This window comes from Paraburkholderia sp. TE9906 (assembly GCF_056279605.1).
Genome location: NZ_JBWCCT010000003.1, coordinates 46,003 through 69,471 on the forward strand (window position 1 = coordinate 46,003; position 23,469 = coordinate 69,471).

General features: G+C 66.1%; 21 protein-coding genes. 8 read left to right on the forward strand and 13 right to left on the reverse strand.

Annotation, left to right across the window (positions count from 1 at the left end):
• Positions 1-15: 15 nt before the first annotated feature.
• The 3 genes from ACZ9H4_RS07985 to ACZ9H4_RS07995 all read right to left on the reverse strand — a co-directional run bounded on the left by ACZ9H4_RS07985 (position 16) and on the right by ACZ9H4_RS07995 (position 2,459).
• The gene (locus tag ACZ9H4_RS07985; RefSeq protein WP_408152671.1) at positions 16-1,449 is read right to left on the reverse strand and encodes an ATP-binding protein; all 1,434 of its coding nucleotides are present in this window, start codon (positions 1,447-1,449) and stop codon (positions 16-18) included.
• Positions 1,446-2,105, reverse strand: coding sequence for a response regulator (locus tag ACZ9H4_RS07990; RefSeq protein WP_408142125.1), 660 nt, complete (start codon positions 2,103-2,105; stop codon positions 1,446-1,448). The genes ACZ9H4_RS07985 and ACZ9H4_RS07990 overlap by 4 nt, the downstream gene beginning before the upstream one ends.
• 132 nt (positions 2,106-2,237) lie before the next feature.
• Complete coding sequence (locus ACZ9H4_RS07995; protein WP_476118682.1) at positions 2,238-2,459, reverse strand: hypothetical protein; 222 nt, start codon at positions 2,457-2,459, stop codon at positions 2,238-2,240.
• A 16-nt stretch (positions 2,460-2,475) separates the two neighbouring features.
• Between ACZ9H4_RS07995 and ACZ9H4_RS08000 the strand changes: the two genes are divergently transcribed.
• The 3 genes from ACZ9H4_RS08000 to hpnK are packed head-to-tail and all read left to right on the forward strand — an operon-like array spanning position 2,476 to position 4,978.
• Positions 2,476-2,826, forward strand: coding sequence for a hypothetical protein (locus ACZ9H4_RS08000; protein ID WP_476118683.1), 351 nt, complete (start codon positions 2,476-2,478; stop codon positions 2,824-2,826).
• Between the two features lie 12 nt (positions 2,827-2,838).
• Positions 2,839-4,158 (forward strand): bacteriohopanetetrol glucosamine biosynthesis glycosyltransferase HpnI, encoded by a 1,320-nt coding sequence (hpnI, locus tag ACZ9H4_RS08005; protein WP_476118684.1) that lies wholly within the window; start codon positions 2,839-2,841, stop codon positions 4,156-4,158.
• A complete protein-coding gene (gene hpnK / locus ACZ9H4_RS08010) occupies positions 4,148-4,978 on the forward strand; it encodes a hopanoid biosynthesis-associated protein HpnK (RefSeq protein ID WP_408324438.1) in 831 nt (276 codons plus the stop codon). The genes hpnI and hpnK overlap by 11 nt, the downstream gene beginning before the upstream one ends.
• A 97-nt stretch (positions 4,979-5,075) precedes the next feature.
• Here the strand turns inward: hpnK and ACZ9H4_RS08015 are convergent, their stop codons facing one another.
• Genes ACZ9H4_RS08015 through ACZ9H4_RS08025 form a run of 3 tightly spaced genes read right to left on the reverse strand, consistent with a single transcriptional unit; the run spans position 5,076 to position 10,724 of the window.
• Entirely contained in the window at positions 5,076-8,126 is a 3,051-nt protein-coding gene (locus tag ACZ9H4_RS08015; protein WP_476118685.1) for an efflux RND transporter permease subunit, read from the reverse strand.
• Positions 8,123-9,265 (reverse strand): efflux RND transporter periplasmic adaptor subunit, encoded by a 1,143-nt coding sequence (locus ACZ9H4_RS08020; protein WP_476118686.1) that lies wholly within the window; start codon positions 9,263-9,265, stop codon positions 8,123-8,125. The genes ACZ9H4_RS08015 and ACZ9H4_RS08020 overlap by 4 nt, the downstream gene beginning before the upstream one ends.
• Positions 9,255-10,724 (reverse strand): TolC family protein, encoded by a 1,470-nt coding sequence (locus ACZ9H4_RS08025; protein ID WP_408142139.1) that lies wholly within the window; start codon positions 10,722-10,724, stop codon positions 9,255-9,257. The genes ACZ9H4_RS08020 and ACZ9H4_RS08025 overlap by 11 nt, the downstream gene beginning before the upstream one ends.
• A gap of 245 nt (positions 10,725-10,969) precedes the next feature.
• On the opposite strand from ACZ9H4_RS08025, the gene ACZ9H4_RS08030 reads away from it, so the two are divergent.
• The 3 genes from ACZ9H4_RS08030 to ACZ9H4_RS08040 all read left to right on the forward strand — a co-directional run bounded on the left by ACZ9H4_RS08030 (position 10,970) and on the right by ACZ9H4_RS08040 (position 14,070).
• A complete protein-coding gene (locus ACZ9H4_RS08030) occupies positions 10,970-11,629 on the forward strand; it encodes a response regulator (RefSeq protein ID WP_408142141.1) in 660 nt (219 codons plus the stop codon).
• Positions 11,629-12,993 carry an ATP-binding protein gene (locus ACZ9H4_RS08035; RefSeq protein ID WP_408142143.1) on the forward strand — a complete coding sequence of 455 codons (1,365 nt, stop codon included), beginning with the start codon at positions 11,629-11,631 and terminating at the stop codon, positions 12,991-12,993. Before ACZ9H4_RS08030 ends, ACZ9H4_RS08035 begins: the two co-directional genes overlap by 1 nt.
• A gap of 309 nt (positions 12,994-13,302) precedes the next feature.
• Positions 13,303-14,070 (forward strand): ProQ/FinO family protein, encoded by a 768-nt coding sequence (locus tag ACZ9H4_RS08040; protein ID WP_476118687.1) that lies wholly within the window; start codon positions 13,303-13,305, stop codon positions 14,068-14,070.
• Positions 14,071-14,087: 17 nt separating this feature from the next.
• On the opposite strand, the gene ACZ9H4_RS08045 is transcribed toward ACZ9H4_RS08040, so the two are convergent.
• Together ACZ9H4_RS08045 and hpaC are read right to left on the reverse strand one after the other, a co-directional pair.
• Complete coding sequence (locus ACZ9H4_RS08045; protein WP_476118689.1) at positions 14,088-15,440, reverse strand: TAXI family TRAP transporter solute-binding subunit; 1,353 nt, start codon at positions 15,438-15,440, stop codon at positions 14,088-14,090.
• Positions 15,441-15,825: 385 nt separating this feature from the next.
• The gene (gene hpaC, locus ACZ9H4_RS08050) at positions 15,826-16,371 is read right to left on the reverse strand and encodes a 4-hydroxyphenylacetate 3-monooxygenase, reductase component (protein WP_408142149.1); all 546 of its coding nucleotides are present in this window, start codon (positions 16,369-16,371) and stop codon (positions 15,826-15,828) included.
• Positions 16,372-16,694: 323 nt separating this feature from the next.
• Here hpaC and ACZ9H4_RS08055 point away from each other — a divergent pair, with 323 nt between their 5' ends.
• Positions 16,695-17,345, forward strand: a complete 651-nt coding sequence (locus ACZ9H4_RS08055) for a response regulator transcription factor (protein ID WP_408142151.1) — start codon at positions 16,695-16,697, stop codon at positions 17,343-17,345.
• A gap of 220 nt (positions 17,346-17,565) precedes the next feature.
• On the opposite strand, the gene ACZ9H4_RS08060 is transcribed toward ACZ9H4_RS08055, so the two are convergent.
• The 5 genes from ACZ9H4_RS08060 to ACZ9H4_RS08080 all read right to left on the reverse strand — a co-directional run bounded on the left by ACZ9H4_RS08060 (position 17,566) and on the right by ACZ9H4_RS08080 (position 21,731).
• Complete coding sequence (locus tag ACZ9H4_RS08060; protein WP_408152660.1) at positions 17,566-18,309, reverse strand: SDR family NAD(P)-dependent oxidoreductase; 744 nt, start codon at positions 18,307-18,309, stop codon at positions 17,566-17,568.
• Positions 18,310-18,424: 115 nt separating this feature from the next.
• On the reverse strand, positions 18,425-19,549 hold the full coding sequence (locus tag ACZ9H4_RS08065; protein WP_408142155.1) for an amidase: 1,125 nt from the start codon (positions 19,547-19,549) through the stop codon (positions 18,425-18,427).
• Positions 19,546-20,061: a nuclear transport factor 2 family protein gene (locus ACZ9H4_RS08070; protein ID WP_408152658.1), complete on the reverse strand. Its 516-nt coding sequence runs from the start codon at positions 20,059-20,061 to the stop codon at positions 19,546-19,548. The genes ACZ9H4_RS08065 and ACZ9H4_RS08070 overlap by 4 nt, the downstream gene beginning before the upstream one ends.
• 20 nt (positions 20,062-20,081) lie before the next feature.
• On the reverse strand, positions 20,082-20,468 hold the full coding sequence (locus tag ACZ9H4_RS08075; protein ID WP_408142159.1) for a hypothetical protein: 387 nt from the start codon (positions 20,466-20,468) through the stop codon (positions 20,082-20,084).
• 90 nt (positions 20,469-20,558) lie between these two features.
• Positions 20,559-21,731, reverse strand: a complete 1,173-nt coding sequence (locus ACZ9H4_RS08080) for an acyl-CoA dehydrogenase family protein (RefSeq protein WP_408142161.1) — start codon at positions 21,729-21,731, stop codon at positions 20,559-20,561.
• Between the two features lie 237 nt (positions 21,732-21,968).
• On the opposite strand from ACZ9H4_RS08080, the gene ACZ9H4_RS08085 reads away from it, so the two are divergent.
• Complete coding sequence (locus ACZ9H4_RS08085) at positions 21,969-23,468, forward strand: PAS domain-containing sensor histidine kinase (protein WP_408324466.1); 1,500 nt, start codon at positions 21,969-21,971, stop codon at positions 23,466-23,468.
• Position 23,469 lies beyond the last annotated feature (1 nt).

The following is a 23,469-nucleotide window of genomic DNA, read 5'->3' on the forward strand; positions in this document are numbered from 1 at the left end:
CATCGTGCAGGAGCGTCAGTGCGCGTGCGCTTGTGCCTGCTCCTGCTCCTGCTCCTGCACATGGGCTGGAAACGACACATCCACCTTCAGACCTCGTCCGCCAATGCCCGCGGCCAGATTCAGCTGCGCGCCGAAATGCCCGGCGATACGCGCGGCGATCGACAACCCCAGGCCGCTGCCGGAAGCCGCGTTGCCGGTTGCGCGAAAGAATCGGCGGGTCAGGCGGGCGAGGTCGTCCGGCGCAACGCCGGGGCCGTCGTCGCACACGCTGATCTGCACGCGGTCGCCGGCCTGGCTGACCGCGACTTCGACGCTGCCGCCGCTGTGCCCGTACTTGATCGCGTTATCGAGCAGATTGTCGAGCAGGATGCCGATCAGTACCGGCTCCGCGTCGATCTCGGCGCGCATGTCGCCGGTGAGCCACACGCGGATGTTCTTCTGCTGCGCGTTGAACTCGTTCGCGCGCAGCGTGTTCTTCGCCACCATCGCGAGTTTGAGCGGCCCGGCCGACAATTTTTCATGTGCGTCGAGACGCGCTAGCAGCAGCAATTGTTCCGCGAGCCGCGCGCTGCGATCCACGGCTTGCACCACGCGCTCCATGGCGAGCCTCTGCAATGCGGTGTCCGGCTCGGCCAGCGCGACCTGCGCCTGCACCTTGATCGCGGCGAGCGGCGTCTTCAGTTCATGGGCGGCGTCGGCGGTAAACGCGCGTTCACGCTCCAGCGAGTTCAGCAAGCGCGACAACATCAGATTGATCGCATCGACGAGCGGCCGAACTTCGAGCGGCGCACGGCCGATGTCGACCGGCTCCATCCGGTTGACGTCGCGCGAGCGAATCGCGCCCGACAGCACCTTCAGCGGCGCCAGACTCCAGCCGATGCTCAACCACACCAGCAGCGCCAGCACCGGCAACGCGATCAGCGTGGGACGCGCAATCCGGCTCGCGACGCCGCTCACCAGGTCGCTGCGCGTATTGGCTGGTTCGAACACGCGCACGGTGTGGCCGAGCGCGGTGTCGCGCAGCGTGAACGAGTGATACCGCTGGCCGCCGAGCGTGATGTCGCGCGCGCCGCTGACGGACGGCACCGGCAGGTCCCATGCGCGGAGCGCATGCAATTGCGGGCTGCCCGCGAGTACCTCGCCGTTCGCGCCGCGCACCTGGAAGAGGGCGTCGCGCGGCAGGGTGTCGTCGTCGTCGAGATCGCTGGCGCCGGGGTCGCCGCCTTTTTCTTCTTCGCGCACGTCGATGCGCGCGTTGGCGAGTGTGGTCAGATTGCGTTGGTCGAGCAGCGCGAGAATCTGCGCGAGTTCCGCAAGACGCGCCTCTTCCCATTCGCCGACTTCACGCGTGGCCTGACGATAACTCGACACCAGCGCGATGCCCCAGATCAACACGATGCTGGCGAGCACCAGCAGCATGAGGCGCCGGCGAATCGACGCGCCCATCACGCTTTCTCCACCACGTAGCCGATATTGCGCACGGTCTTGATCAACCCCGCGCCGAGTTTCTTGCGCAGGTTAGAGACATGGACTTCGATCGCGTTGCTTTCGATCTCTTCCTGCCAGCCGTACAGGCTTTCTTCGAGTTGCGAGCGTGATTGCGGAATGTCCTGATGAGTCAGCAACTGCAACAGGATCGCCCATTCGCGCGACGTGAGCGGCACGCGCGTCGTGCCCACTTCCACCGTTTGCGCGACCGGATTGACCGTCAGGTCCTGATAGCGGATCAGCTCGACACTGCGGCCTTGCGCGCGGCGCAGCAGAGCGCGGCAACGCGCGATCAGTTCGGTCAGGTCGAAGGGCTTGCCGAGGTAGTCGTCCGCGCCGGCTTCGAGACCGCCGACCCGGTCGGCCACGGTGCCTCTCGCGGTCAGCACCAGCACCGGCACGTCGTTGCCGGCGTCGCGTAAGCGCCGAAGGAGTTCCATACCGCAGACGCGCGGCAAGCCGAGATCGAGCACCATCAGCGCATACGTGGTGGTGTCGAGCGCGAGGCCGGCCTTGTGGCCGTCGCGTGCCCAATCAACGGTAAAGCCGGCTTGACGCAAGCCGGCTTCGACGCCGTAGCCGATCAGATCATCGTCTTCTACGAGGAGTACACGCATGGGGGAAATGTCCGTTTCGAATGTTTATTGCATGACGGCAGGCGCTTTTATGCGAGCGCCAATCGTGCATCCGCAGTTTAACCAGCCTCTTCATCAGACTGCTTTATACCGTGCGCATGCTTAAGGTTTCCTTCAGTTCGAATGGATAGTATCGCCCCTCAACAGCCCGGTTCGCGAGGCGATGATGAACACGTGACGCGCATACGGATGTGGGTTGATTTTTTCTGACTGCGCTTTTTTCAACATCGCTCGTCGCCCACGTTCGTTAGCCAATTGCAACTCGATCGTAAGGACATCGACGGAAATTTTCCGGCCAGTGTCCATGCCGACAAATCCCGCCGTGCGTTCCTTCACGTCACGAGGCCGCATTATGAAGCCACTCACCGTCGACATGCTGCGCGCTCATCTGCTGGTCGCCTCGCTCACTGCAGTGGGCGCCGAGGCGATCGTCTGTGTTGCACTGCTGGTGTTGCCCGTGTCGCAGCAATACTTCGGCTCCACTTCGTTCCGGCTGCTCGCGATTGCGGTGATCGTCGGCGGCGTGATCGTGACGCGCGAATTCGCGCAGGCCGCGTTCGAGGTCGCGGTCGAAGGTCATCACACGACGCCTGCCAGGCGCTGCGAGCGGCCGTTCGAGATCGCGCCGGATTGTCCGCGGCGCTGGCTCGTCATTCTTCATCTGCGGCTGACAGGCCAACCGTTCGTGCTGGCTGGCCACTGACGGAAACGGGCTATGGCGGCGCATGTATGGACCGTATGCCAATGGATTCTGTCGACCGGCTGCATTGGCGCCGCGTTCTACGCGATGACCGCCGTGGTGGCGACGCCGTTCCTCGGCACGTGCCGGCACGCTTCGGCCCATCGGGAGGACGCCCCTGATTTTCCAGCGGCCCCCGTCTGCGCGCCGCAATCGACGCAATCAGCGCAATCAGCGCAACGGCCCGATCCATTCGAGCAGGTCGGCATCAGCGTGCTCAAACCGCTGTGCGGCGCCGAGCCGCGTCTGTACGACAACCTGCGAACCTTCTGCGAGCAACGACATGGGCATTTTCAACTGGTGCTCGGCGTGTCGTCGCCGCACGATCCCGCGATCGCGGTGGCACGCCGCTTGCAAGCCGCCTATCCGGCGCACGACATCGAGTTCGCGATCGATACGCGCGTGCACGGCAGCAATCTGAAGGTCAGCAATCTGATCAACATGACGGGTCGAGCCCGCTACGACGTGATCGTGATTGCCGACAGCGATATTGCCGTCTCAGCCGATTACCTCGACAGCGTCGCCGCGCCGCTCGCGGACCCGCGCGTGGGGGTCGTCACGTGTCTGTACGTCGCGCGCGGCGTCGGCGGATTCTGGCCGCGCGTGGGCGCGCTCTTCATCAACGAGTGGTTCGCGCCGTCGGTGCGCGTCGCGCACGCGATCGGCTCGCGCCGCTTCGGTTTCGGCGCGACCCTCGCGTTGCGCCGCGCGACGCTTGAACGCATCGGCGGCTTCGACGCGCTGAAAAACTGTCTCGCGGACGATTACTGGCTCGCCGAACACGTGCGGGCGCTGGGCTTGCAAACGGTGCTCTCGCGCGTGGTGGTGGCCACCGATGTGATCGAGCCGACCTTCGGCGAGCTATGGCAACGTGAAACCCGCTGGTTGCGCACGATCCGCTCGGTGAATCCGTCGGGCTTCGCGTCGCTGGCGATCACGTTTGCAACGCCGTGGCTGCTGGTTGGCGCGTGGCTCAGCTTTGCTCTCACGACGTGCCAGGGCCACGGGGCGCACAGCGCGGTCGCACTGGCGAGCGCCGCCGCCACGGCGGCCGGGTTCGGCGCGCGCCTACTGCTGCATCTGCGCGCCGCGCGGCATGAGCGCACGTTCTGGCGCGATCTGCCGCTCGTGCCGCTACGCGATACGTTGCTGGCGTTGCAATGGTGCGCCGGCGCGTTCGGCTCGCACGTGACCTGGCGCGGCGTGCGTGTGCCGCTCGGCACGTCGGCTGCGGCGCCGGCGCGCAGCGGGCACGTGAACGTGATGGATGCAATGGAGGTGTCGGATGGCGGCTAGGCCACGCGGGCTGATCGTCACCGCCGACGATTTCGGCCTGCATCCGCGCGTGAATCTGGCCGTCGAGCGCGCGCATCGTGACGGCGTGTTGAGCGCGGCGAGCTTGATGATCGGCGCGCCGGCTGCAAGCGACGCCGTGGCGCGCGCCCGCGCGCTGCCGCGCCTGCGGGTTGGTCTGCATCTGGTGCTCGCCGACGGCGCCGCGCTGCTGCCGCGCGCGGAGATTCACGCGTTGCTCGACGAGCACGGCCGCTTCGGCGACAACATGGTGCGCGACGGCGTGCGCTTTTTCTTCCTGCCACGAGTGCGCCGCCAACTCGCGCGCGAAATCCGCGCGCAGTTCGACGCCTTCGCGCAAACCGGGTTGACGCTCGATCACGTGAACACACACAAGCATTTTCATCTGCACCCGACGGTGCTCGGGTTGATCCTCGCGATCGGCCGCGAGTACGGCATGCAGGCGATGCGCCTGCCGTTCGAAGCGAACGCGCCGCTCTGGCTGAAGCCGTGGATCGCGCAGGTGAGGGCGCGCCTCGATCGCGCGGGGATCGTGCACAACGACTACGTGCTCGGGATCGCCGGCAGCGGACGGATGGACGAAGCGGCGTGGCTCGCGGCGTTGAGCGCGCTGCCGCATGGCGTCGGCGAGATCTATTGCCATCCCGCGCTGGCGGGCGAACTGCCGTTGAGTGACGGCATGCGCGACTACCGGCATGCCGATGAATTGCAGGCGCTGCTCTCGCCGAAGGTGGCCGCCGCGATTCGCGCGTCGGGCGCGCGGGTCGGCGGATTTGCGGACGTGTTGACGCAGCGCATGTAATAACGGGGGTGTTTGACTGCGGGCGGGTACGTCCACGAGACCGGCGTGGACGTACCCACACGATGTGCACCCGCGCGTGTGCGGCAAAAGCTGCGCGTTATATCGGCTGCTTCTTCATCAAGAGCTTCAGCAGCACCGGCAGCAGCAACAAGACGAGCGGCAACTGCACGATCAGCCCGGAAATGATCGCGATCGCGAGCGGCTGCTGCATCGCCGAGCCTTGCCCGAGCGCGAACGCCAAAGGCAGCAGCGCGAGGATCGCGGCGATCGTCGTCATCGCGATCGGGCGCAGGCGATTGCGGCCGGCGCTACGCAACGCTTCGTCGAACGGCATCTCCTCGTCACGCACGAGGCCCTGCAATTCCGACACATAGAAGATCGCCACTTCGGTGACGATGCCGATGATCATCGTCATCCCCATCATCGCGGAGATGTTCAACTCGATGCCGGTGATCCACAGGCCGATGAACACCGCGCCCGCCGCCAGCAGCGGCATCGCCAGCACCGCCAGCGCGACCCGAAAGCGCTCGTACAGAAACAGCAGCAGGCCGAACACCAGCGCAATCGCCGCGCCGAACACGGTCAGCAGCCCCTTGAACGCGATCTGCTGTTGCTGGTACAAGCCGCCCAGTTCGTAGTAGACGCCCGTCGGCAGCAGGTTGGCTTCGCCGAGCGCCTTCTGCACGTCGGCGATGGTGGAGCCGAGATCGCGCCCGTCGATGCGCGCGGTCACCGCGACCATCCGCTTGAGGTTGTCGCGGCTGATCTCAGGCTGGCCCGTCACCTTCACCTGATCGGCGACGCGGTTCAGCGCGAACAGATGGCCGTCCGGCGCGCGAATCTGTAACTGGCCCAGTTGCGTATCGGTGAGTTTCAACGCGCCGTCCACCCGCACGCGCACGCCGACCGTTTTCGGCCCGCTCTGGAACTGCGTCGCCACATTGCCTTCGACCATGTCGGACACGGCCTGCGCAATCGACTGCGGGTCCATGCCCTCGGCGGCGGCCGCGGCCGGCAGGATATGCAATTCGAGCGCGTCGCCCGCGGGATTGATGCCGTCGTTCACGTCCACCACGCCCTGAATCTTGCCGATACGCGCGGCGACCTTGCGCGCGGTGGTGTCGAGCGTGTTCGCGTCGTCGGAGAAGATCTTGATCTGCACCGGCTGGGGCACCGCCGTCAGGTCGCCGATCAGATCCTCCATCAACTGCGCGAGTTCGATATTGACGCCGGGCACCTGCGCTTCGACCTGCGAGCGGATTTCTTCCATGACCGTGTCGATCGGCTCGCGCTGGCCGGACTTCAGGCGCACGAAGAAGTCGCCTTTGTTGGGCTCGTTCAGGTCGCCGCCGAGACCCGCGCCGGTGCGGCGCGAATAGGTCGCCACATTCGGATTCGCGCGAATGATGCTCTCGATCTGCTTCATCAGCCGATCGGTTTCGGTCACCGAGGTGCCCGGTTCGGTGTGATAGTCGAGCACGAAACCGCCTTCGTCCATGCTCGGCATGAAGCCGCTGCCCACCTGCGTGAACGCGAACGCGGCCACTACGATCAACGGCAGGACGCCGAGCAGTACGAGCACGGGTTTTGTCGTGACGCGCTCGACCAGCGTGGCGTAACGCCGGTTCAGCCATGCGGCGAAGCGGGTTTCGGCATGCTCTTCGGCGTCTTTCGGTTTCAGCCAGCGGTCGCACAGAATCGGCACCGCGAGCCAGGTGACGAGAAATGAAATGAACAGCGCGCTCGCCATCGTCACTGAAAGCGCCTTGAAGAACGCGCCCGTCACGCCCGACAGGAACGCGAGCGGCACGAAGATGATCAGCGTCGCCGCCGAGGACCCGGCCAGCGGCCGCGTGAATTCGAGCGCCGCGGCTATCACGCGGCCGTGAAACGCGCGCGAGCCGGCTTCGCGCATGCGCCGCACGATGTGCTCGATCATCACGATCGCGTCGTCGATCACGAGGCCGACCGCGGCCGCCATGCCGCCGAGCGTCATGATGTTGAAGCCCATGCCGAACACGTCGAGCAGCAGGATCGTCGCGGCCATCACCACCGGCACCAGCGCCACGGCGATCGCGGTGATCTTCCAGTTGCGCAGGAATACGAACAGCGTGAGCGCCGCCAGCACGACGCCGATCATGATCGCGTCGCGCACGCTGGTGGCCGATGCGATGACCAGTTCGCTCTGGTCGTACCAGTTCGACAGATGCACGCCCGGCGGCATCTGATGCTGGAAGTCGGCGAGTTTCGCGCGGATCGCCTTCGCCATCGCGACGCTGTTCGCGCCGGGCTGCTGGTAGACGTTGAGCAGCACGGCGTCCTGGCCGTCGGCGGTGACGCGCATCCACTGCGGCACGACGCCCTGGCGGACCGTCGCGACGTCGCCCAGGCGGACCTGCGCCGCGCCGCTCGCGGACACCACCACGTTGCGCAGTTCATCGAGCTGCGTGATCGTGGTGTTGGTGATCACGAGGTACAGCTTGTCGTGGTCCTCAATGCGGCCGTTGGCCATCAGCACGTTGTGCGCGCCGATCGCCTTCGATACGTCGGCGAGCGACAGCTTGTACGCGGCGAGGCGCGCGGGGTCGACCGCGACTTCGAACTCGTCCTGAGCGCCGCCGGTCACGTCGACCCGCGCCACGCCTTCCACCGAAGACAGCAACGGCCGCATCTGGAACTGCGCGAGATCGTGCAATGCAGACAGCGACTGCTGCGTCGACGTGAGGCTGTACGCGAGCACCGGAAACACGGTCGGGTCCATGCGCCGCACCTGCATCGAGGTGCCGGGCGGCAGCGTCGCGAGAATCTCGCTGATGGCCGACTGCGCCTGCAACGTGGCCTGCGCCATGTCGGTGCCCCAGTCGAAGTTCAGCGAGATTTCCGCCGCGCCGCGACTGGTGGTCGACTCGACGTCGCGCACGTTCGGCACGCGGCGCAGCGCTTCCTCGACCGGCATCGTCACGAGCGTCGCCATCTGTTCGGCGGGGCGGTCGCCCGCGTCGAGCGAGATCACCGCACGCGGAAATGCGACGTTTGGAAACAGCGAGATCGGCAGACGGAACGCCGTCAGCGCGCCCGCGATCGCCAGCAGCGCGATCACGAACAGCAGCGAGCGGCGGTGCGTCTGCATCCATTGACCGAAGTTCATCGCGGTGCGCCTCCGCCGGTTCGCACCGCCATGCCGTCCTTCAGTTCATAGTTGCCGCTGACCACGAGCCCTTGGGCGGCATCGATCGGGCCGTCCACACCGTAGCGCTCGCCGTTCTCGATCTGAACGCTTACGGCGACGCGGCGCGCTTTGTTTTGCGGCGTGATCTGGAAGACGTACGCACTCCTGTCGTCCTTGAGCACGGCCGCGCGCGGCACGACCCAATGCGTGCCGCTGCGGGTCGCGATCTCGGCGCTCACGCGCGTGCCCGGAATGAATGCACTCTCACCGAGCGGCACGTTCGCGCCGACGTCAACCTGTTGGCTCTGCGGATTGATCGCGGCGCCGACCTGCACCACGCGTCCATTGACCGGCGTGTTCGCAAGTGCGCTCGAGAGGCCGCGCAGCGTGACGGAGTCGCCCGCGTGAATCGCGGCAGCGTCCGACGGTTCGACGCCGAGCATTACGTTCGCGCGCGTGTCTTTCGCATTGCCGCCGGCCAGTTGCAGGATCGGCGCGCCGGCCTGCACCTGGTCGCCTTGCGCCGCCGACAGTTGCAGCACCACGCCATCGAGCGGCGCGGTCACGACCTTGTTGCCGCTCGCGACGCCGGTCTGGGTTTGCGCAGCAAGCGCCTGTTGCGCGTCGTCGGCAGCCTTGCGGGCGGCCGCGAGTTGCGACTGCGTGGCGAGCCCCTTGTCATACAGCGACTGCGTGCGCGTCAACTCGCCTTGCGCGAGCGTCACGGCGCTCTTCGCCTGGGTCGCGGCGAGCACGGCGGCGGGATCGGCCTGCACGACGAACAGCGGCGTGCCGCGCGTGACGCGCTGGCCGGACTGCACGCGCATCTGCACGATGCGTGCGACGTAGGGCAGATTGATGGTCGTGAGATTGGAGGCAGACGCGGCGACGATGCCGAAACCGCGCACCGGCTGCGCGATTTCGGCGCGTTGCACGCGAACGGTCTGGACGGATACGGCGGGTTGATTGGCGGCGTCGTCGGCGGGGGCCGCGCTTGCGCGGGCTGCATGAGCCGCGCTCACGGCGTGGACCGCCACGTATAGCAGCGCGGCGCAGGCGAGCGCGGTCGCCACAGCGGCGACGCGCGGCCGTGAGCTTGGGAATGGACTATTTCGCATGAGTGTCGATGAAGGTCTGAGCGGAGGTGAAGGCGTCGGGAATCGCGCTGCCTAGCAGCGCCTGCAAGCCGACACGCTGTTCGGCGAGCGACTCGCGCAGTGTCGCTACGTCGACACGTTTGGCGAGCGCGGCGCTTTGCGCGTCGGTGTACGCGCCGAGCGCGAGATTGTGTTCGGCATAGGCCGCGGCCGCATGCTGGGCCGCGAGATCGACCTCGGGCAGCGCGCTTTCGGTCTGCTGCAATTGCCGCGTGAGGATCGCGAGATCCGCGCGCATCTGCGCGACGTCGGCGTAGGCCTGGTTCAGGCGCGTCTGATATTCGTCGCGCAGCCGCTGCCGGGTGGCCTTTTCGATCGCGACGTTGCCCTGGTTGCGGTTGAAGATCGGCAGGCTCAGGTTGATCTGGAAGCCGCTGGTGTAGATGTTCGACGTGTCGCGCGCGCGCACGAAGCCCACCGACAGGCTGGGAAACTGGCTCAGAATCGCCGCGCGGTACTTCTGCTCCTGGGCCTCGTAGCCCGCCTGCAGCGCGATCAGGTCCGGGCGGCGTTGTGCGAGCGAGGCGAGCGCGCCGTCGAGCGTGGGGTCGCTCAGCGGCGCGATGTCGTCGCTGCCGCGCAGGGGCAACTGGACGTCGGGCGCGAGACCGAGCAATGCGTTCAGATCGTGGTGCGTCTGCTGCGCGGCGCGTTCGGCGTCCGTGGCTTGCTTGCGCGCGTCGCTATACGCGGTGAGTGCGGCGCTCAGCGTGTCGTCGGTGAGGTTGCCGTCGCGGCGTGCTTCGGCCATCCGTTCGTAGCGCGTGCGCGCGAGCTCGCGCTGTTGCTGCAGCAGCGGCAGCGTGTCCTGCTGGAAGCGCGTCTTGATGAACAACTGCCGCGCCTGCGCGACGATCTGCCATTCCTGCCAGAGCAGGCCGAGATCGGTTTTGGCAACCGTGGCGTCGGCGGACTGCTGGTTCGCACTGCGCAGCACGATCGCCATCACGTCGATGCTCAAGCCATAATTGAATGCGCGCGTGGTGCCGGCGGCGCCCGGGTAATCGCTCGACACGCTCAGTTGCGGGTCGGGCAGCAGGCCCGCCGAGTAGGCTTGAGCACGCGCGATGCCGAGATCGCCGCGGGCCAGCTTGAGCTCGGGATTGTTGGCCACCGCGAGCATCGCGACTTCGTCGATGTCGAGCCCGTCGGACGGATCGAAACGATGCGCGGCCAGCTCGGGCAGCGGCATGCGCGACGCGTCGATCTGGATGCGTTCGAGCGAATGTGCGGAGGTGGACGTGTCGCGCGGCGCGAGCGGCTCGCGGTGATACCACGCGCAGCCGCCGAGCAGCAGCGCGGCGAGGGCCACGAGCGCGCGCAGCCGTGGCGCACGGCGCGCGCCCACTGACGCGCGGGTGACGGCATTCTCTGGGGGTGCCGCAGGGAAGGCCGCCGTGGCGGCATCGAAAACGGGCAAAATCCGGCTCCTGAATGAAGAATTGACGCAACCGCGAGCGGATGCCGCGGCAAAGTGGAGCCGAGTTTGCGCAGGGAGCGCTTAAGTCACGCTTAACTTCAAATTAAGCAGGCCAACGGCGTCGCATCGGCCCGCTGCAACGCGCCCATAAGGCTGCGCTAAGGAAGTGTTAAGGAAGCATTAAGGAAGCGTTAAGCTGGCGGCCTGGACAATGGGCGGGAAAAAAACTGGACGGAGAAAAGGCCATGCGCCTGCTACTGGTCGAAGACGACGAGATGATTGCGGAAACGGTGCAGGGCGCGATGCGCCGCTCCGGCTATGCGACCGACTGGGCTGAAGACGGCCGCGCGGCGGAACTATCGCTGGACAATGACGTGTACGACCTCGTGCTGCTCGATCTCGGCCTGCCCAAGAAGGACGGCATCGAAGTGCTCAACGCGTATCGCAAGCGCGGCGGCACCGCGCCGGTGATCATCCTGACCGCGCGCGATGCGGTCGACGAAAGGATTCGCGGCCTCGACGCCGGCGCCGACGATTACCTGATCAAGCCGTTCGACCTCGACGAACTCGCCGCGCGTGTGCGCGCGCTGCTGCGCCGGCGCACCGGCCAGAAGCAGCCCATCTATGCGCACGGCGAACTCACGCTCGACCCCGCCGCGCACGAAGTCACCAAGGACGGTACGCCGCTGCCGCTCGTGCCGCGCGAGTTCGCGCTGCTGCAGGCGCTGATCGAAGAGCCCACCCGCGTGTTCACGAAGGCCGAGCTCGAAGAAAAGCTGTATGGCTGGGGCGAGGAAGTAGGCAGCAACACGATTGAGGTTCACGTGCACAGCTTGCGGCGCAAGATCGGCGCGGAGCAGGTCGTCACGGTGCGCGGCGTCGGTTACCGTCTGAAGAGGTGCTGATGAGGTCGATTCGCCGCTGGCTGCTGGGTTGGCTGATCTTCGGCATGGCGGCGGCCTCGGCCGTGGCCGCCTTCGGGATCTTTCAGACGGCGCGGCAGGAAGCCGGCGAACTGTTCGACTACGAACTGCGCACGATCGCGGTGTCGTTGCCGTCGAACCTGAACGGCGCGGGCGACGGCGAGCATCGCCACCCCGACCTCGGCGGACTGGCCGACGACCGGGTCGTCATCGAAATCTGGGATCGGGGCGGCGAGCAGATCTATCACTCGATGGAGGCGCCGGTGTTCGAGCGGCTGCCTGAGGGCTTCAGCATGGTCGAGCGGGGCGGCTCGCAATGGCGCACCTTCGGCGTGCAGCAGAAAGAGCGCTATGTGCAGGTCGCGCAGCCCATCTCGGTGCGCGAGGACCTCGCGCTGCGGCTCGCGCTGCACACGCTGTGGCCGCTCGGCGTGCTGGTCCCGGTGACGATCGTGCTGGTGCTGCTGGTGGTCGCGCGCGGGCTCGCGCCGATCGGCGGCCTGTCTCGCGCGCTATCGACGCGTTCGATCGACTCGCTCGAACCGCTGCGTCTGGACGGCACCGTGCCGGTCGAAATCAAGCCGCTGGTGGAAGCGCTCAACGATCTGCTGCAAAGGCTGCATACCGCGTCACAGGCGCAGCACACGTTCATTGCCGATGCCGCTCACGAGCTGCGCTCGCCGCTCGCCGCGCTGAAGCTGCAATTGCAGGCGGCTTCGCGCGACGGCTCGTTGAAGGGCGAAGGGCAGACGCTCGAACGAGTCGAGGGACGCGTGAACCGGATCATTCATCTGGTGCAGCAGTTGTTGACCCTCGCGCGCGAGGACGCGCAGCCGGTGACGTCGATGGTGCCGGTCAGCTTGCGCCGGATCGGCGAGCAGGTGGTGGGCGACCTGTCGCTGCTGGCGGAATCGGCGGAGATCGATCTCGGGCTCGAATGCGAAGACGCGCGCACGCCCAACGACGCTTACACGGTGCTCGCCGAGCCGCACGGCGTGGGCGTAATGTTAGCTAACCTGATCAATAACGCGATCCGGCACACGCCGCGCGGCGGCCGTGTCGATGTGATCCTCAAGCGGGCGGGCGCGCGGGTGGGGTTCGACGTCGTCGATAATGGCTCGGGCATTCCGCAGGCCGAGATCGAGCGCGTGTTCGACCGCTTCTATCGCGGCGAGGAAGCGCGCGGCGACGGCAGCGGGCTAGGCCTCGCGATCGTGTCGCGGATCGCCGAGCGGCATCAGCTGGGACTGTCGTTGCGCAATAACGAGGGGCGGCCGGGCCTGTGCGTGGCGGTGTTCGGTCTGAAGGCGCACGATGCCGAGGCGCCTGTGGCCGTCAGAGTCTGACGAGGCTGGGGAAGGGCGCGCGGCGGTGGGCGCGCACATGCTGGTCGCGGGGGCTGGGGGGTCTGCGCGCAGATTCAAACGGCGCCGTGGAATGGAACCGTAAAGTGGGCCCGTAAAGCGGCCCTGTAAAGCGGGCCCATGAAGCGGCAGATTTGCCCGCCACCGGGTCAGCGTCAACGCGAGACGCGCGAGCCGGAACCTAGGTCGCTCATCGCCTCGCGGCTACCCGCGTTTGTGTCCCGATGGCATTGTCACGAGCGCATTGCCACACGCTGCTACAATCTCGTCTTTCTCGATTGATTGTGCGCTATGGGTTTCGAACAACTCGCTGAACTGAAGAAGCAACTGGCCGCGGCACGCGCCGAAGCTGCGCCTGCCGCCAGGTCCGATGCCAAACCGGCATCCAAGCCTGCTTCGAAAGCCGATTCCAAGGCCGGTTCCAGGCCGGGCGCGAAGCCTGCCCGCAGGCCCGCGCAGCCGCGTCGCGACGCGCCCGCAGCGGGCGCGCAAGCGAAGCCGGCGGTGGACGCCAAGCCGGTCGACCCGGTGGTGAAATCGATCGGGCGTCTGCAAAAGCGCTTCCCCATCGCCTTCCCGAAGAATCCGGCGCCCAAGCTGCCGTTGAAGGTCGGCATTTTCGAAGACCTCGTCGTGCATGCGAAGGAACTGTCGCTGAGCGAAGCCGAGTTGCGCGACGCGATCAAGACGTGGTGCCGCGGCAGCCGCTACTGGAAGTGTCTCGTCGAAGGCGCGGCACGCGTCGATCTGACGGGCGCAGCCGCAGGCCAGGTCACCGCGCAGGAAGCGGCGGGCGCGCAGCGTCTGCAGGCGCATCGGGCAGGCAAGGGCGCGCCGAAGGCGGCAGCGGCGGGTGCGTCTGCGGTTGAAGGCGCAACCGAAGCGGCAACTGAAGCGACGAGCGCAGCGCCCAATGTGGCCGAAGCGGCGACCACGCCGGATGCGTCCGACAGCGATGGCAAGCCGCAGGCCAACGCCGCTGAGGCGGCCGTGTCCAACGAAACGGTTGCCGCGCTCGCCAACTCGCCGGCCAATTCCCCGGCCGCACCCGAAGCATAAAGTCCTCGCCACCCCTGCTATGGGGTGCTGCCTTGCCGCTCCGCAGCCGCCAGCCGGCTGCGCACGAAGCCGACGTGTTCGCGTAGCACATAGAACGCGTCGGCGTAGGCGAGCGGCATGCGCAACCGGTTCAACGACGCCTCGATTTCATCCAGTTGAGCGAAGAGCTGCTTGCGCTCTTCGTCGGTCGAATCGGCGAGCGCGTCGCGTTCGATTGCAATCAACGACCCGTAATAGCGATAAATGCGCGAGCGCACGCGCCAGCGGTAGAGCGCGGGAATCACACGCATGGCCGGAAACAGCAGCACCGCCACCGGCAGCAATAGCACCAGCGTGCGGTCGCCGATACTCGCCAGCCAGAATGGCAGCGTGCGGTACAGGAAACTTTTGCCGGTCTTGTAATAGCGCTGCGCGTCCTCGCTGATCTGATATTCATGAGCGGTCGGATTCGGGAATTGCCCCGCACGCTGCAACAGCCCCGGCATGCCATGCACGTCCTGCGCCGCTTCGATCAGCAGGTCGGAGATCGCCGGATGAAGATTGGTCCGCGCGACGAGTTCGACTGTCGGGCTGATCAGATGCACCGTTTCAGGCGGAATCCGATACTTCAGATCCAGCACGCCGGGCGGCAGGTCGATCTGATCGAGGTACGGAAAGAGCCGCGTATACGCGCTCGCTTCTTCGAAATTCATCACCGAAATGCCGGGCACCTTGAGCAGGCGCAGCATCAGGCTGCGCGTGGCCGAGTCGCCGCTGAGGATCGCCGCGTCCACCTCGCCCGAGACCAGTTGGGTGGCGGCCTGCAAACCGTCGCTCGGCACCAGCACGGTGCCGCCGCTGGGCCCGATGCCGTTTGCATCCAGCAGCTTGAGCGACAGCAGGCGCGTACCGCTGCCTTCGCGGCCTATCGCGATGCGCTTACCTTCCAGTTGTGAAAGCTGGGTCACACCGGTACCGCGATAGAACACGACCACCGGGATATAGAAAAGGCTGCCGAGCGACATCAGCGACGACGTGTCAAGCCCGCCGGCGACACCGCCTTGCACGAGCGCGATATCGACATGCTGTTTCGGGTCGAGCAGTCGTTGCAGGTTCTGCACCGAACCGTCGGATTCCAGCACGTTCAGCCGCACGCCGTTGCGGGCGAGGATCTTTTTGTACTGGTTTGCGGTGATGAGAAACGAACTGTCGCGCGGGCCCGCGCTCATCGTGATGGTCTTCGGCGGTGCCGGGTCGACCAGCCAGATCACCAGCGTGAGCGCCAGCACGACGAGCGCGGCCACGAGCACGAATGGCAGCGTGTGATCGCGCCATTCGGCATGCGGCTGCTCGCCGGGAAACTGCGGGGGACGCCGACGCTGAGCTTTCATGGACACTCCGTGGCTGAAGCCGGATAAACACATTGTCCACTGTACGCGGCGGATTTACCGTCGGCAGTTTGCTCTATTGACCATGCGCAGCGCATGGCCGGCCGGTTGCGCTATGTGTGGGATCTGAACGTCATCGCGCACCACGCCCTGATGATTGTCATCGCACGGCATGTCGTGCCGGGTTCGCGGTGCCGCGCCCCTGCAGGCGTGCCCGAATGCACCGGTAAACGGCTTCCGGTTGAACGTTCGACATCCTAAACGTCAATGTCGACGACGTCGATGGTTTTGTTGTTCGGCGGCATGGTGCCGCGCCGAAGGCGCCGATGCGTTCGCACTCAGGTCACAGCGTAGCGGACCACCACAGCCTGCCGCTGGTCAACCCCGTTCAACACGACGCAACCCGCTTGATGCGATGGAAATTGCGATCGAAATAGATCAGTCCGTCACCATCGGCGCGCACGCTGATGCGCGTCGTCTTCACGAACATCACCGAGTGCGAGCCGACTTCCTTCAGATCGACGATCTCGCCTTGCAGGCTCGCGAGCGCATCGCGCAGCACCGGTACGCCGTGTGCGCCGTCGTCCCAGATCGGCCAGCCGAAGCGTTCTTCCATCGGCACCTGGGTCATCCCTGCGAAGTGGCGCGCGAGCAGCTCGTGCTCGCCGGGCAGTACGTTGACACAGACATGCCGGTTGCCTTCGAAGGTCGCGTGCATCGCGCTCGATCGGTTCAGGCAAACGAGCAGCGTGGGCGGCGTATCGGTAACGGAGCACACCGCGCTTGCGGTGACGCCGCAGCGTCCATGCGGACCGGCGGTCGTGATGACGTTGACGGCCGCGCACAGATGCGCCATCGCCTGGCGGAATTGCTGCTTCTCGTTCAGGTGGGCGTCGCTGTCGGCGGTCGCGAGCGGGGGCGGGGTCGTGGTCATGATCTCGGTTCCTTGAGGGCGCGGCATCGTGGGTGCTGATCTGGATTGAAGCGTAATCAATCCGGATCCGGAAAAAAATCCGCACGCGCGGCGCGCAGCTGGGCGTCTTTCCCAACGTTTCTAAAGTTTTCCCCAATGCCCCACGCGTCCTCTGTGCCCTGGTGCACATTTGATTCGAACGACAGGCGCGTGACTGGGTTGTCAGCGCCGATTCAGCGTAACTTTCAGGGTAATTAGCACTTTGCACGGTTTTTTTCGCTGGCTATGATGGTTCGCGCTACACGTCCCGAACCACCCCGTCACGAACTGCTCCCGCGCCTTCCATGCCTCACTCGCCGCCATCCGTTCCCGCTCCCGCACCGATCGTCTATATCGTCGACGACGACAGCGGCATGCGCACGTCGCTCGCATGGCTGCTCGAATCGGTCGGCGTGAAGTCGGCGGGCTTTGCCAATGCGAGCGAGTTTCTTGCCGCGTTCGATCCGGCGATTCCCGCTTGTCTGGTGCTCGACGTGCGCATGCCGGAGCAAAGCGGCTTCGATGTGCAAGCGGAGTTGAACCGGCGGGGCGCCAACTTGCCGATCATTTTCGTCAGCGGCCACGGCGACATTCCGATGTCCGTGCGCGCATTGCAGAACGGCGCGATCGATTTCGTCGAAAAGCCGTATAACTCGCAGCAGATGCTCGATCGCGTGCAGCATGCGTTGAAGCTCGCCGCGCAGCGGCACGTCGCCGGACAGAAGCAGCGCGAACTGCGCAGGCGGATCGAGTCGCTGACCGCGCGCGAAACGGAAGTGCTGCGCGGGGTGATCGACGGCAAGGGCAGCAAACGCATCGCGAGCGATCTGTCGATCAGCGTGAAAACGGTCGACGTGCATCGCGCGAGCATCAAGGACAAACTCGGCGCGGCTTCGATCGCGATGCTGGTGCGCGAAGTAATGGCGGTGTGGGAGGGGGACGGGGCGTCTGGCTGACGGCGTGAGGGCGATGGCGATGCATCCGAACGTCGCTCCCGCTGCGTGCTGCGAACGCACAGTCAACAGACACAGCGACGGCTAACACGAACGCAAGGGCAAGCACACGCGGCGCGTGGAGGTACACCCGGATGGCGCGCCAAAAAGCACACCATGCAGGCACACCAGCGCGTACAAAACCGTACCAAAGCGCACCGCGTGCGTCGAACCTTCTCGCCCTTCACCGCATGAACAATCCGCCATTCACATCCCAGCACGCGCCGTTGGCAAAGTAGGCATTCTCTGCGGCGAGCATCACCGCCACATCGGCGACATAATCCGCCGAGCCCAAACGCCCTGCGGGAATATTGGCGATCACCGCCTTGAGCTTCTCCGGCGCGACGCTTTCGTGCACGATCGGCAAATCCATCGGACCCGGCGAAATGGCGTTGACGGTCACACCGGCCGCGCCGAGGTCGCGCGCAAACACCTTGGTGAGCGTAATCACGCCGCCCTTGGCCGCCGCATAGTGCGCGCCGGTCGCCGAGCCGCCGTTCTGCCCGGCCAGCGACGCGATGTTGACGATGCGCCCCTGGCCGACGTCGGCGAAATGCTGGCCGAACACCTGACAGCCGAACAGCACGCTGCGCAGATTGACGTCGATGACCTGATCGAACTGCTCGGCGGTGATCTCCATCACGGGGACGACCTTGGACGCGCCGGCGTTGTTGACCAACGCGTCCACGCGTCCCCAGCGCTGGAGGATCGCATCGCGCGCGGCTTCGAACGCGGCCTTCGCGGTGACGTCGAGATTCAGCGCGAACGCGCTGGACCCGTCGGCGCTCAGATCGCGCGCGAGCGCCTGCGCGGCAGCGAACGCGATGTCGCCGATCGCGACCGCATAACCGGCCGCGTGAAAACGCACGGCAATCGCGGCGCCCAGGCCGCGTGCGGCACCTGTGACGAGGACGACTCTTTTTTTCATGACTTCGACTCCGTTAGTAAGCGACGGCAGGCGAGAGCGGGCACGACGCGCCGCCATGACACGCGGCAGCATGCGTCACCTGATGTTGCTCGGGCCCGCCCGATCCCGATCGCGTTCAGGCGGCAAGAGCAGCTTCGAAACGCGCCGCAATCGCGCACACCTGTTCGTCCTGTCCTTTACGTCCGACGATCTGCAAACCCGCCTTCAGCGGCGAGCCCGCGATCGGCAGCGGCAAGCTCAACGCGGGATGGCCGCTCAGATTGAACGGCCGGATCAGCGACGACATCGCGATCACCGACGCGCCGCCGCGCGCCTCGTCGAGTGTGATGGGCAGAGCGGGCAGCGTTGGCAGAATCAGCACGTCGACGTTATCGAGCGCATGATCGACGGCCGCGGTGAATTGCCGGCGGATCTGTTGCGCAGCGTCGAGTTGCGCGGCGGTGGTTTTCGCCGCGGCGCGCAGCCGTGTATCGAGATCGACGCCGAGCTTGCCGGTTTCGAGCAGATGACCGAATGCGCGCGATGTCTCCACATTGATGACCGCGAGGCCCGCATCGAACGCAGCCGCCAGCCCGTCGAGCCGTACCGCGTGCGCAGTGCAACCGGCCACATCGGCCGCTCGCGCGAGCGCTGCGCCGATCTCGGGGATCGCTTCGGCCTGCACGACGCCGACCTTGCACGCGCCTTGCCACACGCGTGCGGCCTGCGCGTCGAAGTCGGCGGTGATCGCCTGCATCACGGCCACCAGCATCGACATGTCGCGCGCAAACGGCCCGACGCAATCTAGCGAGGATTCACGCGGCGCCACGCCGTGCCGCGACACGCGGCCGAACGTCGGCTTCAGGCCGAGCACGCCGCAGCACGCGGCGGGCCCGCGAATCGAGCCGCCGGTGTCGGTGCCGAGCGCGGCATCGGCGAGCTTCAGGCCAACCGCCGCAGCCGAACCGCTCGACGATCCGCCCGGAATACGCGTAGCGTCCTGCGGATTTTGCGGTGTGCCGGTGTAGTCGTTGATGCCGGTCATGCCGAACGCGAGTTCATGCATGTTCGCTTTGCCGACGACGCGCCAGCCGGCCGCGAGCAAACGCGCGACGACCTCCGCATGCTCTGCCGCGGGCGCCGTGTCGGCCAGCGCACGGCTTGCGGCCGTGCTCGCGTAGCCGGCGATATCGATCGTGTCCTTGATCGCGATCGACGCTCCTGTGCCGCCCAACGACAACGTCTGGATAAACTCGTTCATGGGTTAGGTGTCCTTGCAGTGACTTGCCACGGCGCATCGAACAGGCGCTCGGTGCGAAAGTGAGTGATGAGCCAGTCGCGGCCATTGTCCGCTGGCGCGAAATCCACTTCGAGGCGCGCCGAGATCAGCTCCGCCGGCGCATCCACATAGCCCGACGCCTGCAGCATGATCCAGCGGCCCTTCGCGGCGGCGCCGCGCACGTCGATCGTTTCCGACGTGAGGAAGTGCACGTTCACCGAGAAATGCGGCGACGGCGGCAGGTAGCGGGACAGCATCGCGATGATTGCCGCATGACCCTTCAGGCATCCGAACTTGTTGGCGTATTGCGGGCCGATGCCTTCCCAGACGGCATCGTGGGCAAACAGCGCGGCGAGCGTCTCGCCTTCGAGCGCGCCGCACGGTACATCGCACAGCGCCATATAACGCGCCATCGTGCGGCGTACCGCAGTCTCGGCTTCGAGCGCGGCGAGCCGTTCGCTCAGCACGCGCAGCGTATCCGGATTCGTCTCCATTGCATCGCGCTCCGTCATGTTCACGCCGCGTTCGCGTGCTGCGGCGGCACTTGCAACGCGCGCCCAACGCGCGCCTCGATCTTGCCATAGCGCCACAGGTTGTATTCGCCGACCGGCGTCGTGCGATACAGATTGCACACGGCGACCGTCGTGTCGAAGTCGCGCACGTCGGCCATGATGTAGAAGGTCCACGGCGAGTTGTCCGCGTGGCCGACGGTGAGGCGGTCATCGTCCATGATGCCGAGCACCTCGACGCCGTCCATTGCTTCGATCGCGGCCAGCATCTTGCCGTAGGCCTGCCACACCGTGCCGATCTGCTCGCGGGGCAAATCGAAGAAATTCTGCGTGACGCCACAGCAGAACAGAACGCGTAGCGGCAGCGCCGGATTGCCGGTCGAGGTGGACATGAGTAGGTTCTCCTTGAAATCGTTTGAACAGAGCAAAGCGAAAATGATCGGGTCGCTTCACCTAACCTGCGGATCGCGCAAAAGCGCCGATCACAAATAACCGGGAATCGGCGGCACGCCGACGAATACCGCACCGGCGCCGTCATAGTTGCCCTCGCCGAGAAACGCGTGCTGCGTGACGACCATCGAGTCGCGCAACAGCCGCTGCAACGGATGGGTGCGATAGATCGCCATCGTGCCGCCAAGCCGGTACGCGCGCTGCACGACCTCGGCGCCTTCGCGCGCGATCTGCGTGGCCGCGAGACGCAGCAGGCTGACCTGATCGGCGGTGACGGGTGTGCCGGCGAGGATCGATTGCCAGACCTCATCGGTGGTGTCGTAGAAGAACGCGCGGGCCGAACGCAATTGCGCCTCGGCTTTGGCGAGTTCGATGCGGTAGTACGCGCGGTCAGCGAGTTGCGGCGCGCCGGTCGTGGTCTTGCGCCCGCCGGCCATCTGATTGGCGACATCGAGCGCGGCGCGGGCCAGCCCGAGGTTGACGACGGCGAGCACCTGCGCCGCATAGGCGATGGTTGGGTAGCGATACAGCGGTTCGTCGACGCATGGTTCGCCGCCGCGCACGAAGGTCCACGCATCGGCGACGAACTGGTCGTGCACGCGCAGATCGTGGCTGCCGGTGCCTTGCATGCCGACCACATCCCAGTTCTCGACGATTTCCACCTGATGCGCACGGAACACGGCAGTGCGTGGCTTGCCGGGCGCGCCCGCGCCGCCCGTGCCGATGCCCACGCCCAGCCAGTCCGCGCCCTTGCAGCCGCTCGCGAATTTCCACGTGCCGTTCACGCGCCAGCCGCCGTCCGCGGGCTGCGCGGATTGCACCGGAAAGAGGCCGCCCGCGAACACCTGGTCGGGTCCGTCGGCATAGATCTCCGCCTGGGTCTGGAGCGGGAGTGCCGCGAGATAGACATTGGCCGAACCGAAACTGGCGACCCACGCGGCCGAACCATCGGCCGCCGCAATCCGCTCGATCATGTCGAGAAAAGCGGTGGGCGCGAGCGCATCGCCGCCGAAGCGCCGCGGCGTGGCCGCGCGATAGATGCCCGCGCGCTTGAGCCTGGCGATCATGTCGCGCGGCACATGCGCAAGCCGGTCGAATTCGTCGCGGCGCGCGGCGATCTCGGCGATCACGTCGGCGAGCGGCAGGCGCGCGCTCATCGACGCGGGGCAGGAGTCGGAGGCGACGGCGATGGCGGTGGCGGACATGTGGGCTTCTCCTTGATTCGATATCGACGGGAATAGGGCGCACGGTGTGGTCGAAGACGACGCGCCGTGCACGGTGAGGCCAGTCTAGGAACGCAAAAAGAACGCTTCAATTGGGATGCGGGGCGCTCTTTTAGGTAACGCGCCGGGGGCGTCTAAAGAAATCTTCAGATACGGATCGCGGGTACTGGTGTTATGTTTCTGCACAGACCAGATCGAACCCGTATGCCGCCACGCCCGATGAATTTCCCCGCCGAAGCCGATTTTCACCGCCTGCTCGACGCGCTGACGCTGTGCGTGCTGCTGCACGACGCCGAGACCAAGGCGATCGTGTGGGCCAACCGCGCGGCGTGTGAGGCGCTTGGCTTCACGCTCGACGAACTGTTGCCGCTTAAAGCGAAGGACATGACGCGCCCGGTGCCGAAATACCGCCGCGAGATCGGCGTGGGCGCGATGGACCGCTCGATCACCGAGGGCCCGCAGGTCTACGAGTGGTGCTACCGTTCGCGCAGCGGCGCCGATATGCTGTCCGAAGCAATTGCCACCTATGTGCCGCTCGCCGGGCGTCCGGTCGTGATGGTGCAGTTCCGCGACATCAGCGCGGAGGACACGCTCAAGCAGACGTTGCGGCGCTACGAATCGCGGCTGCGCGAATTCATGCAGGATCTCGGCGAAGGCGTCGCGGTCCTGACGCCCGCAGGCGTCGTGGAATTCGTCAGCGAGTCCGGACGGCGCGTGCTCGGTCTCGAAGAAGGTGCGCCGATGGGCGACCTGCTCGACTATTGCAGCGCGCCGGATCGCGACCGTCTGCTCGCGCAGCTCGCTGCGGCGCCGCGCATCCAGCCGTCGGCGCCGCAGCGTTACCGGATCACGCGCCGTGACGGCACGCCGGGCTGGCTGCGCATTACGTGCCGGCGCATCGAGATCGAAGACGACCTCAATGGCCGCCTGCTGCACTTTCGCGACGTGACCGACGAGGTGGCCGTGGAAGAGGCGCGCCGCAACGAAGCGCGTCTGCTCGAATATGCGGGGCGTTACAACGCGATGGGCGAAATGGCGACCGCAATCGCTCATGAGTTGAGCCAGCCGCTCGCGGCGGTGCGCAACTTCATCGAAGGGGCGATCCGGCGGCTCGCGCAACCCGGTTCGCTCGACGATGCCGTGTGGGGGCTGCGCAGCGCCGATCGTCAGGCGGAGCACGCGGCGTTGATCATCCGGAGCGTGCGCGATTACATTGCGAGGCGCGAGCCGAGCGAGACGTATGCCGACTTGCGCGAGGTGCTCGCGGATTCCGCCTACTTCATCGAATTGCGCGCGCGCGAGGCGGGCGTGACGGTTACGATCGATCAGGCGAGCGAGCCGTTGCCGGTGTATGTCGAGCGCGTGCTGATCGGCCAGGTGTTGCTCAATCTCGCGTTCAATGCGATCGACGCGTTGGGTCAGGGCACGCAGGCGGACCCGACACTGCCACGAAATAACGAGTTGCGCCTCGTCACTCAACTGCGCGGCAAACACGCGCAGGTCCAGGTGATCGACAACGGGCCCGGCGTGCCCGCCGATGCGTATGGGCGTCTCTTCGACGGCTTCTCGTCGTCGAAGGCGGGCGGCAACGGCATTGGCCTGTCGCTGTGCAAGAACATCGTCACGCGGCACGGCGGCGAGATCTGGGCGAAGCCGGCGCCGCACGGCGGACTCGAATGCAGCTTCACGCTGCCGCTCGCGGTTGCGCCGGCCGCCTGAG

Coding starts and splice junctions, on each gene's coding strand:
- ACZ9H4_RS07990 (WP_408142125.1), bottom strand. CDS start 2,105: ATGCGTGTACTCCTCGTAGAAGACGATGATCTGATCGGCTACGGCGTC.
- ACZ9H4_RS08000 (WP_476118683.1), top strand. CDS start 2,476: ATGAAGCCACTCACCGTCGACATGCTGCGCGCTCATCTGCTGGTCGCC.
- hpnI (WP_476118684.1), top strand. CDS start 2,839: ATGGCGGCGCATGTATGGACCGTATGCCAATGGATTCTGTCGACCGGC.
- hpnK (WP_408324438.1), top strand. CDS start 4,148: ATGGCGGCTAGGCCACGCGGGCTGATCGTCACCGCCGACGATTTCGGC.
- ACZ9H4_RS08015 (WP_476118685.1), bottom strand. CDS start 8,126: ATGAACTTCGGTCAATGGATGCAGACGCACCGCCGCTCGCTGCTGTTC.
- ACZ9H4_RS08020 (WP_476118686.1), bottom strand. CDS start 9,265: ATGCGAAATAGTCCATTCCCAAGCTCACGGCCGCGCGTCGCCGCTGTG.
- ACZ9H4_RS08030 (WP_408142141.1), top strand. CDS start 10,970: ATGCGCCTGCTACTGGTCGAAGACGACGAGATGATTGCGGAAACGGTG.
- ACZ9H4_RS08035 (WP_408142143.1), top strand. CDS start 11,629: ATGAGGTCGATTCGCCGCTGGCTGCTGGGTTGGCTGATCTTCGGCATG.
- ACZ9H4_RS08040 (WP_476118687.1), top strand. CDS start 13,303: ATGGGTTTCGAACAACTCGCTGAACTGAAGAAGCAACTGGCCGCGGCA.
- ACZ9H4_RS08045 (WP_476118689.1), bottom strand. CDS start 15,440: ATGAAAGCTCAGCGTCGGCGTCCCCCGCAGTTTCCCGGCGAGCAGCCG.
- hpaC (WP_408142149.1), bottom strand. CDS start 16,371: ATGACCACGACCCCGCCCCCGCTCGCGACCGCCGACAGCGACGCCCAC.
- ACZ9H4_RS08055 (WP_408142151.1), top strand. CDS start 16,695: ATGCCTCACTCGCCGCCATCCGTTCCCGCTCCCGCACCGATCGTCTAT.
- ACZ9H4_RS08060 (WP_408152660.1), bottom strand. CDS start 18,309: ATGAAAAAAAGAGTCGTCCTCGTCACAGGTGCCGCACGCGGCCTGGGC.
- ACZ9H4_RS08065 (WP_408142155.1), bottom strand. CDS start 19,549: ATGAACGAGTTTATCCAGACGTTGTCGTTGGGCGGCACAGGAGCGTCG.
- ACZ9H4_RS08070 (WP_408152658.1), bottom strand. CDS start 20,061: ATGGAGACGAATCCGGATACGCTGCGCGTGCTGAGCGAACGGCTCGCC.
- ACZ9H4_RS08075 (WP_408142159.1), bottom strand. CDS start 20,468: ATGTCCACCTCGACCGGCAATCCGGCGCTGCCGCTACGCGTTCTGTTC.
- ACZ9H4_RS08080 (WP_408142161.1), bottom strand. CDS start 21,731: ATGTCCGCCACCGCCATCGCCGTCGCCTCCGACTCCTGCCCCGCGTCG.
- ACZ9H4_RS08085 (WP_408324466.1), top strand. CDS start 21,969: ATGAATTTCCCCGCCGAAGCCGATTTTCACCGCCTGCTCGACGCGCTG.